The 12,541-nt window shown below is 49.9% G+C and carries 9 protein-coding genes; 2 read left to right on the forward strand and 7 right to left on the reverse strand.

The features are described from left to right. Positions 1–3 precede the first annotated feature (3 nt). The 6 genes from ABD880_RS05775 to ABD880_RS05800 form a co-directional block, all read right to left on the reverse strand. The gene (locus ABD880_RS05775) at positions 4–711 is read right to left on the reverse strand and encodes an ABC transporter ATP-binding protein (protein ID WP_345163431.1); all 708 of its coding nucleotides are present in this window, start codon (positions 709–711) and stop codon (positions 4–6) included. Then, positions 674–1,972, reverse strand: a complete 1,299-nt coding sequence (locus tag ABD880_RS05780) for a nitrous oxide reductase family maturation protein NosD (protein ID WP_345163434.1) — start codon at positions 1,970–1,972, stop codon at positions 674–676. Before ABD880_RS05780 ends, ABD880_RS05775 begins: the two co-directional genes overlap by 38 nt. Beyond that, complete coding sequence (locus tag ABD880_RS05785) at positions 1,956–2,417, reverse strand: nitrous oxide reductase accessory protein NosL (protein WP_345163437.1); 462 nt, start codon at positions 2,415–2,417, stop codon at positions 1,956–1,958. Before ABD880_RS05785 ends, ABD880_RS05780 begins: the two co-directional genes overlap by 17 nt. Further along, a complete protein-coding gene (locus tag ABD880_RS05790; protein WP_345163440.1) occupies positions 2,414–2,953 on the reverse strand; it encodes a hypothetical protein in 540 nt (179 codons plus the stop codon). Before ABD880_RS05790 ends, ABD880_RS05785 begins: the two co-directional genes overlap by 4 nt. A gap of 310 nt (positions 2,954–3,263) precedes the next feature. Continuing rightward, positions 3,264–5,303, reverse strand: coding sequence for a Sec-dependent nitrous-oxide reductase (nosZ, locus tag ABD880_RS05795; RefSeq protein WP_345163443.1), 2,040 nt, complete (start codon positions 5,301–5,303; stop codon positions 3,264–3,266). Positions 5,304–5,327: 24 nt separating this feature from the next. Further along, positions 5,328–5,846, reverse strand: a complete 519-nt coding sequence (locus ABD880_RS05800; RefSeq protein WP_345163446.1) for a c-type cytochrome — start codon at positions 5,844–5,846, stop codon at positions 5,328–5,330. 568 nt (positions 5,847–6,414) lie between these two features. Here ABD880_RS05800 and ABD880_RS05805 point away from each other — a divergent pair. Both ABD880_RS05805 and ABD880_RS05810 read left to right on the forward strand, forming a co-directional pair. Then, positions 6,415–7,338, forward strand: coding sequence for a hypothetical protein (locus ABD880_RS05805; RefSeq protein ID WP_345163449.1), 924 nt, complete (start codon positions 6,415–6,417; stop codon positions 7,336–7,338). 75 nt (positions 7,339–7,413) lie between these two features. Continuing rightward, a complete protein-coding gene (locus tag ABD880_RS05810) occupies positions 7,414–9,726 on the forward strand; it encodes a nitric-oxide reductase large subunit (protein WP_345163453.1) in 2,313 nt (770 codons plus the stop codon). A 327-nt stretch (positions 9,727–10,053) separates the two neighbouring features. Here ABD880_RS05810 and pbpC read toward each other — a convergent pair whose 3' ends face one another. Next, positions 10,054–12,327 carry a penicillin-binding protein 1C gene (gene pbpC / locus ABD880_RS05815; RefSeq protein WP_345163456.1) on the reverse strand — a complete coding sequence of 758 codons (2,274 nt, stop codon included), beginning with the start codon at positions 12,325–12,327 and terminating at the stop codon, positions 10,054–10,056. Between the last annotated feature and the right edge of the window lie 214 nt (positions 12,328–12,541).

Genomic DNA, 12,541 nt, shown 5'->3' on the forward strand with positions numbered 1-12,541 from the left:
GGCTTAGTCCTCCTCACTCATCATTTTGGCAATGGCCCGGCTTAATTGCTCTTCCTGGGCTTGTTCTTTTAAGGCAGAAATGCTCTCATGAAACTTTATCTGTCCGTCCATGAGGCACATCACCTCATCTGCTACTTCTTCAATCTCGCTCATAATATGAGAGGTGATCAAGATGAGCTTGCCGTTTTTCTTTTCCTTTAAGATCTTACATTTCAAAATTTCAGCAGAGACGGGGTCCAGACCGGCGGTGGGCTCATCCAGAATCAAAATCTGCGGATTGAACAAGAAAGCCAGGGCGGCGCTTACTTTCTGCTTGGTACCACCAGAGAGCGAGCCCATGCGTTTTTCATACATGGCTTTAAGGCCGTACAAGCCAATGAGTTCTTCGTCAAAGACAGGCGCGTTTTTGCGTATGTCCCTGATCATGTCTATGACCTGGCGTATTTTCATGTTCTCTGGGTAGCGGCCAATCTGGGGCATATACCCAATCTGGCTTCGGTAGGCGTGCTGTTTGAGTACGCTCTGCCCGTCTATTTTAATTTCGCCGCTGTCTGGCAGCACCATGCCAAGAATGCTTTTGCTTAAGGTGGTTTTACCAGAGCCGTTAGGGCCAATGATAGAGATGACCTTGCCCGCCTCAAACCGTACGCTCACGTCTCTCAGGACCGAAAGCTTACCGTATGACTTTTGTAAATTTTCTATTGTAATCATGGTCAATTCTCCTCATCAAAGGCCGCTCATCAATCAATTTATCTGGTATAAAGGTTGGCAGCACCTTTTCTACGTTGTCTAGTAAATCTACCATAAAACTGCGCATGAACATGACAGATGACGGCACTTTCTCTACTAACATAGAGTACAGACTTACCGGCCGGTAGGGTACATCACCCACTTTGTCACGGTTCAAGTCATAGCCGGTGTACTTGTCCCAGTAGTTTTTCTCAAATTGGTTAAGGTTGGAGTTGCCATTGGTGCCTATATCAAAAGAGTTCTCTGTAAAGTTGTTGTGCGTGAACACGTTGTCTGTGCAGCTGCTCAGTAGCCTAACGGCCCAGCCATTACGGGTAAACGAATTGTTTTGGATGTCTAACCGGCTGGATCCTTCCATGTAAATGCCGGTGGTGTTCTGACTGAAGGTGTTATACCGTATTTTACTGTCTCTAATATCTTTGAGCAACAAACCATAAGACGCAGGCCCCCAGTTCTCCTCAAAGGTGTTGCGCTCCATGACAATGTTACTAGTGTACATGACCGCCACGCCCGCGCCGTTTTTTCTAAAGGTGTTGTGCGTGTACACGTTGCCGTCTGAGAACATGAAATGAAGGCCGTACCTTAAGTTATGCTGGCTCAAGTTGTCTTTGACCCAGGTGTCTTTCACAAACTCCAGGTAGATGCCGTCCCGGTGGCCGCGCACCTTGTTATTGACAATCACCGCCTTGTTACACTGCCACAAGTGAATGGCGTTGCCCAAAGAGGACTCGTTCAAGCCTGTCACGTCTTTGCCCGTCACCACATTGCCGCGCACTTCGCTGTTGTCTGAGTTTTGCAGATACACGCCAAAATAGGTGTTCAGGATGGTGTTCTGCAGAATTTTTACGTTGTTACTTTCAACAACTCTGATGGCGGCGTCATCACGGGTGTAGCTGGTGGCAATGTTCTTTATGGTAAAGCCCTGCACCACTACCCCGTCTGCCAGCACACTAATGATCTGCCCTTTAAAAGCACCATCCAGCACAGGATTGTTCTTTCCCAGCAAGTGGATTCGCTTTGTAATCTCAATACCGTATTCTTTGTAAGTGCCGCCGTTTACTACCACCTGATCTCCGGGTTTGGCTATCTTCACGCCGGCTTTAATGGACTTGACGGGACAGGCGGGGCATACTTCTACCGTGCCGGCAAAAGCGCGCTGCTCCCCCACAACTAAAAGCAGGATGCTTATCAGAAAAATAAGAAGCTTAGTCAGGTCTTTCATTTTTTTGAACGGCCGTTACGGCCTGGTCCCAGGTGAGGACTCTGCCTCCTTGTTCTTGTTTCATTTTGATGGCCACCGTCTGGTCAGCCACCGCTGCCAGGTTCATGCCCATGGGGCTGGTGATGGCTTTGGATTGATAAAAGTGCGCGGTGCGCGCGTCTATTAACGTGTTGGGTTTGGTATAGTCTGTGACCAGCACATGAGACGCTTTTTTGCGTTCTTCTGGTCTTTCATTTACGTAGGCTATCAGGCATTCTGCCGCATCAAAGTAGAAGGGCTTGCCTTTGTCATTGACCAACTCCGCTCCAAACCTGTTGTCAGACACGGTCATGTTGCAGTGCGTGCAGTTGGCGGCTCCGTAGGGCACCGGCTTGGGCTCTGTGCTACATGCTGCCAATGCCACGGCCATCCCTATCCATCCATAAACTTTTACAAGAGCTTTCATACAGAGACACGTTTTGGTTGAGCGTACACTTTTTCTTTAGTAGTGGCACTAATGAAATATACCACTAAAGACAGGACAATCCCCAGTAAAATGCCAAGGCTACCCCAGGCCGGCAAGGAAAGGGCTTCAAAATTGAGCAATTGCTTTTCGCCTAATAGGGGGGGCACATAGGTCATGCCAGGCACTTTGATGGGTGCCTCTGGACTTAGGTTTGTCCCGAACCTGTGCAACCACAAGTAGAAGTCCAAAAGACCGACGGCTCCGCCAAGCATGAGCAGAACAGACCAGCCCAAAACCATTTTCCGATTGCCCAACAAAGCCACCAAAATCCCTGTAATCATGAAGCCAATGACTATGTAGGGCATATAGGTTAGCTCTGTGAATGACTCTGGATTGATAGGCGCCATCCCAATATAATGGTTTAGGATGTTAAAGTTTTGCAAGGCACCTTCTGAGTCTCCGGCCAGTTTATTGACCCAGATGTGCAGTTCCAGGCCTTCGGGGTACTGGGGAGCTTTGAGATAAATCTTCCACATAGGGAAGAGAAACAACAAGCCGAGGGATAAGGCTGCAACGACCATTAATACTTTGGGGAAAGTTTTCATCCTCAGGGTAGGGTTAAGGTGAAAGAGAGCCCCTCTCCTTAACGAGAGCCGCTCCCCTAAGACAAACACTTGTTTATCTGTTTTTGGTCTGTTTTCAGGAAAAGAGCCTAAAAACGATTACAATCATGACTGTTCCACCAAGTAGGAATAAGATATACTAAGGGCAGAACCTGGTACTTTTTAGCAGTTTAAAAAGAGAGGAAGCTATGGGGGTAGCCTCCTCTCTTTCAATCATCATTCTCTATTTCTTCGCTACTTCAGCGGCAGGTCGTTTCTTGCCGGTAGAGAAGGCAATGGGGATGTTAGAGCCTTTAGGAGAAACCCTCACGTAGCCTTGCATCTCTTGGTGCAGCGCAGAACAGAAGTCTGTGCAGTAGAAAGGATACACGCCTTCTTTCTTGGCTACCCATTTCAAGGTTTGCGTAGCGCCTGGCATGATCAGGGTTTCTGAGGTGTTGGCTCCCATGATCGCGAATCCGTGTGGCACATCCCAGTCCTGCTCCAGGTTGGTCACGTGGAAGTACACGGTGTCCCCTACCTGAATGCCTTCAATGTTGTCTGGGGTCATGTGGCTTCTGATGGCGGTCATTTTCACACGTACCACGTTGCCTTGGCGGGTCACACTCACGTCTGCTTCTTTCTTGACGGCGTTAGGGTGTCTGTTCTCATCCAGCTTGTGGAATTTCACACTCTTAGGTGCCACCAGGTCTGCTTTGATGGCCTGCGCGTAGTGCGGCTCTGCCACCGTAGGGAAGTCAAGAAGCAGCTTCATCTTCTCACCGCTGATGTCAATCAACTGAGCGGAGTGGGCCAGCTCAGGACCGGTAGGAAGGTAGCGGTCTTTGGTGATCTTGTTCATGGCCACCAAGTATTTGCCATAAGGCTCCTTGGTATCACCGCCCGGAATCATTAAGTGACCTACAGAGTAGTACACTGGAATTCTGTCTACTACTTTAAAGTCTTTCAATCTCCATTTCACCACTTCAGAAGACACAAACATAGAGGTGTAGGCGTTTCCTTTGCCGTCAAACTCTGTGTGCAATGGCCCTAAGCCCGGTTCTTTCACTTCGGCGGCTAGCACAGACTCATACTTAAGTACTGGGATCCCGTTTTTCTCACCGTCAAATTGCTTGTTTTTAATGGCCGCCTGCATTTTATTGAAAGAAAACACCGGAATGGCCGAGGCTAACTTACCGCTCACCACCATGAACTCGCCGCTTGGGTCTACGTCAATACCATGCGGTGACTTAGGCGCAGGCAACAGGTACATCATACCAGGACAGTCTTCTGGCAACAGGTAGCGCACTTTCTTTTTAATGGTAGACTTGGCCATATGCGTGCCTTTGTCCATTTTGTTGTGGTAGTAGTAGGCAGGCATTTCGCGGGCTTTGCCCTCCTTGGCGTATTTTGCCGCTAGTTTCCAGTTTACCGCCGCCAGGTAGTCTTTGTCATTCTGTGACGCACCCACCTCTTTTAGAGTACCAGCTTTTTCTGAGTTGTAGGTGGTAAAGAATACCCAGTCCTCAGAAGGTCCTTTGCCGCCATTGGCCAGGTCATAATCAAAACCAGGTACCAGAATCTGGAAATCCAGGTCCATATCGCCTTTGTCTGGGTCTACTTTGATGAAGGAGATGGAGCCTCTGAACTCTTTTTCATAGTCCTTCAAGGTCACGTCCTTGGTACCACCCTTCATATCAAGAGGCACACTGAAACGAGTACCTGCAATTACGTACTCATTGTTATTGGTAGGATATGGTGAGCAGTGGTTACCCGCACTGTTAGGAATCTCCATAATCTCTACCGTCTCAAAGGTGGTCAAGTCTACCCTGGCCACGCGCGGCGTGTTGTTGCCGTTCACAAACAACCACCGGCCGTCTGTGGTCCCGTTGGCACGAGACAGTTTTGGGTGGTGCAAGTCATCCCAGGGAACAAAGCCATGAGAGGTCTGCAACATAGCCTTGGTCTCTTCATTGTAGCCATAGCCGTTCTCTGCGTGTTGAGAAAAGACCGGGATGATCTTTAACAGCCTGCCCGAAGGGATGCCGTACACAGACACTTGCCCGTTAAAACCGCCAGACAAGAAAGAGTACAGTTCATCATGCTTGCCAGGTGCCACATACACCTTAGACGCCGCGTCTGATGACAAGGCCGTGGCCGTGGCCCCGTTATTGTCATTGCCAGTAGTGTTGCTACATCCCTGTAACAAAGAGCCCACGGTTGCCGCAACTAGCAAGGCGGCCTTTGGGGCGGTTTTCCAGAACTGATTAAATCTAGTTTCCATATTAGGATGGGTTAGTAGTGATTCTTAGTTGGCTTTATCATTCTGTCTCAGGAACTCCAAAAGGGCACGGGCGTCTTGCTCGTTCACGTTCTGGTTGGTCATCTGAGTTAAGTGCTCGGCTAGCAGTTTTTTGGCCTCTGGGTCTTTCTTGGTCATCTCTTCTGGATTGATGATCATGTTCATGAGCCACTCTGGTTTGCGGCGTTCAGTTACTCCGGCCAAGCCAGGACCTACAATTTTCTGGTCAGACAATTGGTGGCAGGCAGAACATTTGCCTTCAAAGAGAGATTTGCCGTTGGCGGCCAGGGCTTGGTCAATGTCGGCTCCTACTTCTACAGATTTCACCGGGCCAATCCCTTTGCCGTCATCTTCAACGGCTTCTTCTGCCGGGGCTGCGGCTTCATTGGCTGCCTGTTCCTTCTTGTATTGGTCTGCATAGCTTTCAGATTTTTCTGATGAGCAACTGAACAGCATGGCACTTAAAAACAGGACTGGAGCGAATAGCTTAAATTTTGCTCTGAGGTTTAAAAGGTTCTTTTTCATGAGGTTAGGTTTTATGGAGATTGGTTTATTTTGGTGTTTTACTGCATCAAAGGTATATACCATCTTTTACCAAATAGAACACCTTAATCTCTTTTATTAATGACATTGGTCATTTTCTTGGGAAATGGGAACGCAGACCTTTGGACTGTTGCCCCACCAAATGACCATGCTTTATATATCCCAAACCTTCTTGCCAACCATAGACCAAATCCCTTTCCCAACTAGGGATAAAGTCCACTTCATTGCTTTGGCAAAAGAACGGTCACACCTGAACGTAGGCCTTGGAAATCAACATCAACAAACAAGCACCACTACCACGCGCAAAACTTGCTTGCTCAAAAGAGGCAGGACTTATTCTACTAGATTAAGCAGGTCATCTACTCTATTGTATATAGGCGGGCTTGATTCACTACCAGATAAAGGTGCCTCCCCTGCCTGGACAATCACAACACTAGGCATTTCCCTACAAAAGTTTGATTTACCAACACTCAATTCTCCCTCCCTATTTCTCTTGCTTCTCCAGGTCTCTACCTCTACACATTATGTTTCATCAGATAAAATTTAGGTTATGAAAACAATCATACTATTCTCCATTGCTTTGCTAGGCTTTAGCAGTACCAGCTACGCCTGTGATGGCGGCTGCACCATGGGTGGTAGTTACCTGGGTATCCTGCCCCAGTTCCACAAGAATTTTGCGGGCCTGCGCTATACCAGCCGTAGTTACACCATCCAAACCACCCACACCCACCTGCATGAGGGCATGCCCATGACCCATGACGAGGTCATTGAAGAAGTGTACACGACCGCTGAGGTTTGGGGAAGATTTGTGCCCGCTAAAAACGTGCAGGTGCTGGCATTTTTACCTTATGCCACCAATGAGGAGCAAACTACACGGGGTACCACGCGCTATGCAGGCGTAGGCGACATGACCTTGTTGGTGAATTATGCCCTGTTCAATACAGGAGACAGTACCCAATCACGGTTTAAACACTCTTTGCAACTGGGCGGAGGCGTAAAACTGCCCACCGGCGCTCATACCTTGCACCGTACCGAAGAAGGCTACAACACCAGCCTGCAACCTGGCAGTGGCAGCACAGATTATCTATTGAACGGCATCTATACGCTTAGAACAGGTAAGCTTGGCCTGAACAATGACTTTACCTACCGCTTTAATACTCAAAACAAAGACGGCTACAAATTTGGCAACAGACTAAGCGGGTCCAGCAATTTATTCTACTGGTACAACCTGGACAATGTCCTCACGCTTTTGCCTAGCGCCGGCCTTTATTATGAGCACGCGCAGGCAGATGAGTTTGAAAACGGCCATGACGCCAAAACCGGAGACGCTTTTTTCACTAATCTTGGCTTGAATGTGTACGTGAAGAAAGTAGCCCTTGGAGCCACCCTGCAACTGCCCTTAAGTCATGCCCAAGGCCACCACGCCAGCCAAGCCAACAAGCGCACCATGGTGAATCTGAGCTATCTCTTTTAACCTGACCAATCCGGCTTTGTGCCTATTGGCTCCTACTCTACTAATTACCCTTTTCAAACACCTAACCCTTATCCTATGAAATACAAAAAACTCTGGCTCGGCTTTATTGTCGTCATTGTGGGTTCTTTCTCTGTATTGGGCTATTACGGCTCTGAGATTTACCGCCAGGCACCTCCTATTCCTAACAAGGTCATTAGCACCTCTGGTCAAGTAGTATTCACGGCCCAGGACATCATGGACGGGCAAAACGTCTGGCAGTCTACGGGCGGTCAGGAGCTGGGCTCTGTATGGGGCCATGGCGCCTACGTAGCCCCAGACTGGTCTGCTGAATGGTTGCACAAAGAGGCCATGTTCTTTCTTGACACCTGGGCCCAACAGGCCAAGGGCACCACGTTTGACGCCTTAGACGTAGAAACCAAAGCCATGCTGCAGGCCCGTTTGCAAAAGCAGATCAGGAACAACACGTATGATCCCGCCACGGGCACGCTCAGCATCTCAGACTTACGGGCACAGGCCATTGCCGATGTGAGCCAGCACTACACCGGCCTTTTCATGCAAGACCCTGCCCTGGCCAAGTACCGGGACGCGTACGCCATGAAGGATTTTACGGTAGAAGACCCGGAGCGCATGCGCAAACTCAACGCCTTCTTCTTCTGGACCTCCTGGGCCTGCGTAACCGAGCGGCCAGGCCAGGATATCTCCTACACCAACAACTGGCCCTCTGAGGAACTGGTGGGCAATAGACCCAGCGGCGATTTGCTTATCTGGACGGGTTTTAGCGTAATCATCCTCATTGCCGGTATTGGTCTCTTGGCCTATTATTATGCCTCGCATAAAGAAGATGAGCTAGACCCCAGCCAACTGCCCAAAGAAGACCCGCTGCTGGGCTTAAAAGCCACACCGTCCATGCGGGCTACGCTCAAGTATTTCTGGATTGTGACCGCGCTCATTGTCGTGCAAATCACCTTAGGGGTGGTCACCGCCCACTACGGCGTAGAAGGCCAGGCCCTGTATGGATTCCCTTTGGCAGACATGCTGCCTTACTCCGTGACCAGAACGTGGCACGTGCAGCTGGGTATCTTTTGGATTGCCACTTCTTGGCTGGCCACGGGGCTTTACATTGCGCCGGCGGTGTCTGGGTATGAGCCTAAGTTCCAGAAGCTGGGCGTGAACTTCCTGTTCATCTGTCTGCTCATTATTGTGGCTGGCTCACTGGCCGGACAGTGGTACGGCGTCATGCAGAAGCTGGGCTACGGTGAGAACTTCTGGTTTGGGCACCAAGGCTATGAGTACGTAGACATGGGCCGCTTCTGGCAGATATTCTTGCTGGTGGGTCTATTCCTGTGGTTGTTCTTGATGGTGCGCGCCATCTGGCCGGCCTTTAAACGCGAAGTAGAGGGGCGTCACCTCCTGGGCATGTTCCTGATCTCTTCTGCCGCCATTGCGCTTTTCTGGGCTGCCGGCCTCATGTGGGGACAGCATACCAACCTGGCCATAGCTGAGTACTGGCGCTGGTGGGTGGTGCACCTTTGGGTAGAAGGCTTCTTTGAAGTATTTGCCACCGTGGTCATTGCCTTCTTGTTTGTGCGCATGGGCTTATTGCAAACGCACGTAGCCACCGCTACCGTGTTATTCTCCACTATCATCTTCTTGTTTGGAGGCATCATAGGCACGTTCCACCACTTATACTTTAGTGGTACGCCTACTTCTATCATGGCCTTGGGAGCCAGTTTCAGTGCTTTGGAAGTGGTCCCGTTGGTGCTCATCGGTTTTGAGGCCTATCATAACCTCACCATCAGTAGGCTTACCAAATGGATACGCGCCTATAAATGGCCTATCTACTGTTTCATTGCCGTTGCGTTCTGGAACCTAGTGGGCGCGGGCATCTTTGGGTTCCTCATCAATCCGCCTATAGCCTTGTATTACATGCAGGGCCTGAACACCACGCCGGTGCACGCGCACACTGCCCTGTTTGGCGTGTATGGCGTTCTGGGTATTGGCTTGATGCTGTTTGTACTCAAAGGACTTTCTACTAGAAGACGCTGGAAGGACGGCGTTATCCGGTTTGCGTTCTGGTCTATCAACATTGGCCTGGCATTGATGGTCTTGATTAGCGTGTTGCCAATTGGCCTCATGCAAACCTGGGCCAGCGTGAAATACGGCCTCTGGTACGCCCGCTCCATGGAATTCATGCAGACAGACACCATGGAAGTGCTGAGGTGGCTGCGCCTGATTGGGGACACTATCTTTGCGATAGGTGCTGGTGCCCTGGCCTGGTTTGTGATTGGCCTTAAAACCGGGCACTCCCTGGAAGACGACATCGACGTGACCTCAGATTTTAATGTGCCTGAGGAAAGCCAAACCAAGGAAATCCCGGTAGAGGTGTAGTCAGCTACTCTTTCAGGAAATACCATCACTTGAACGGTTTAACCCGTTTACTTAACTCCCCATCGTTTTTGGCCTGTTTTCATGAAAACAGGCCAAAAACGATGGGGAGTTCTGGTATTGGATTATATGAATGGAATTAGCTTACCTTAATTGGCTTTACACCACCGTTGGGTATCTCTTAGATTACCCTTTAGCAATTGCTTGGCTACGTCAATACAATCTTCTGCTTCTTTAACATTTTTGTTTTTAACCTGATTTTCAGAAAACAGGCTAAAAACAGTCCAACGCCATTGAGCAGGCCCTCTAATTTTTTCTAAGCCCTTTCCCTTACAAGAACCTCACCGTGATGTAGGTGTTGGTATTCCGGCCTTGGTCATCTGTGCAGGAAATCTTGAATTTACCGGCCTGGGTAGGTTCAAAAAACACCCTGTCACTGGCGCCGGCCGCTTGCAAGAATTTATCATTGACGTACCAGTAGACTTTTTTCACTTCATTGATGGTATTGCAGTGCAACATGAGCTTCTGCTGCTCCTCGCGTTCCAATAAGAACTCCATGTTGGCGGTGGGTGACGTAATGACCGGCGCAAACTCCTGAAACACGCGGTTACAAACGGGGTTGTGCGGAGGAAGCTTCTTGAACGGCAGGTTCTGCTCGGCATAAAAACTGAGTAGCTCAGGAGCCAGGTTAGGATACCATGCTTGCTTATAACCGATATTGGGCTGGCAACTGGTGCAGTAGGCAAATTTCCCGTCCTCAGAAACGGTTACCTTCTTCAGGTGTGCGCACTTGTTTATGGATGAGGTGCCTGGTATGAAAGTGTCTAGGATCAGGTCTTGACAGAAGGTATTGACGGGCAGTCCACTTTGGGGGCACACACTGCGGTAGGCAACCTCTGCCGGGGCTTGGTACCAACTCTCAGAGCTGTTGTAGTCAATGGTATTAAAGAGCGAGAACAAAAGAGGCGTAGCAGTATCCGTGCCATTCAGTTCGGGTACGCCTTCTCCTGAGAAATTGCCCACCCACACGCCAATGGTGTAGTTCTTGTTGTAGCCAATGCTCCAGGCGTCTTTGCGACCGTATGAGGTTCCGGTTTTCCAGGCAATTTTGGGCAGGTGCGCGCTGTTCTGAGCGTTGTGGGGCAGGTCGGGACGTTGCAGTTGGGTTAAGATTTGGTTGACCATGTATGCCGCCGCAGCAGAGACTATCTGCTTTTGCTGTTTGACCGTATCCTCCTGCAGCCACTGGACGGACGCTAGTTTTCCGCCTTGCGCGAAGGCTGCATACAAAGAGGTTAGTTCTTCTAAAGTGGCGCCGCAGCCCCCCAGAATCAGGGACAGGCCCATGTGCGTGCCGCGGCGTTTCATCTCAGAGAATTCGGCCTGTTGTAACTTTTGCACAAAGGCCTCCACGCCCATCTGGTCCAGGATTTTCACTGCCGGAATGTTCAAGGACGTGGCCAGCGCCCGCTCTATGGTTACGCTACCATGGTAGGTACCGAAGTAGTTTTCGGGACGGTACCCGGCATAGTCAATGGGCACATCGGTGATAATGGTTTTAGGCGTAATCAGGCCCTTGTCAAAGGCCGTGGCGTACAAGAAAGGCTTCAACGTACTGCCCGGCGACCGCAATGCCCTTATGCCATCCACCTGACCCGCGTGCATGTCATCCAGAAAATCAGCCGATCCCAGATAGGCTTCCACGGTTTGGGTTTGGTTGTTTAGGACTAGCACTGCGGCGTTGTGAATGTTAAGGGCTTTTAGGCGTTGCAGGTAGTTAAAGGCCAGCTGTTGCACCTTTTCCTGCACGGCGGGCTTAAGCGTGGTTTTAATGATGGCTTTACCCGGATATTTCTTGAGCATGCGGTAGGCGAAGTGCGGCGCCAGCTTAGGTGCCTGTACCCTAAAGGCCTCCAGCGGTTCTTGCAATGCATCTTGAATGGCCTCACCAGGGAAAGCGTTCAGTTGGGCATACTCCTTCAACCATTTGTTCCGGAAGGCCACGATGCGGTCATTCTGCACACCAATTCTCAAGGACGAAGGCTTGTTCGGAATTACCGTTAGGGCCACGGCCTGCGCCAGACTCAAAGCCCGCGGCGACTGCTGGAAATACAGCACCGAGGCTGCTTTCACGCCTTCAATGTTTCCGCCGTAGGGCACCAAGTTCAGGTATAATTGCAGAATCTCGTCCTTGCTGTAGCGTCCTTCCAGTTGAAGCGCCCTGAACACCTCCACCAACTTATTGACATAGGTCCGGTCTTTGGGGTACAGCAACCGCGCCACCTGCATGGTGATGGTAGACGCGCCTGAGGTCTTGCGGCCCTTGGTCAAGTTGTTGACCAGCGCCCGCCCTATGGCAAACGGGTTCACGCCTGGGTGCGCATAGAAGTATTGGTCTTCCTTGAGGAGCACCGCTTGCTTAAGCACCAGATTGATTTCATCTGGCTCCAGTTGCATGCGCCACTTCTCATCCTTGCTCAGAAACGCATGCACAACGCTACCATCTGCCGCCATAATCACCGGCGAATAGGAAACGGAGACCTGCAACGGAAACGCCCAGTTCAATAGTAGAAAAACTACCACCGGAATGAAAACCAATGCCAACGACCTTACAGCCCATTTCTTTCTGAGAAGAAAAGCGAGAAGAGTACGTAGGTTATGGTGAAGTGGCATTTTAGTTATTCAATTAATCTGGTAAAGGCATTCATGCGTTTTTGGCCTGTTTTCTGGAAAACAAGCCAAAAACGCTTATTCTGCTTCAAGTTTTCAACTTGGAGCCTAACATGACAGCAAGTTTACAACTTGCTTAAGTTGAAAT

The organism is Nibribacter koreensis, from assembly GCF_039541795.1.
Taxonomy (GTDB): Bacteria; Bacteroidota; Bacteroidia; order Cytophagales; family Hymenobacteraceae; genus Nibribacter; species Nibribacter koreensis.

Bases quoted from the DNA above. Each gene is read 5' to 3' on its own strand.
- ABD880_RS05785 (WP_345163437.1), bottom strand. From the start codon at position 2,417: ATGAAAGCTCTTGTAAAAGTTTATGGATGGATAGGGATGGCCGTGGCA.
- ABD880_RS05805 (WP_345163449.1), top strand. From the start codon at position 6,415: ATGAAAACAATCATACTATTCTCCATTGCTTTGCTAGGCTTTAGCAGT.
- nosZ (WP_345163443.1), bottom strand. From the start codon at position 5,303: ATGGAAACTAGATTTAATCAGTTCTGGAAAACCGCCCCAAAGGCCGCC.
- ABD880_RS05800 (WP_345163446.1), bottom strand. From the start codon at position 5,846: ATGAAAAAGAACCTTTTAAACCTCAGAGCAAAATTTAAGCTATTCGCT.
- ABD880_RS05790 (WP_345163440.1), bottom strand. From the start codon at position 2,953: ATGTGGAAGATTTATCTCAAAGCTCCCCAGTACCCCGAAGGCCTGGAA.
- ABD880_RS05775 (WP_345163431.1), bottom strand. From the start codon at position 711: ATGATTACAATAGAAAATTTACAAAAGTCATACGGTAAGCTTTCGGTC.
- ABD880_RS05810 (WP_345163453.1), top strand. From the start codon at position 7,414: ATGAAATACAAAAAACTCTGGCTCGGCTTTATTGTCGTCATTGTGGGT.
- ABD880_RS05780 (WP_345163434.1), bottom strand. From the start codon at position 1,972: ATGAAAGACCTGACTAAGCTTCTTATTTTTCTGATAAGCATCCTGCTT.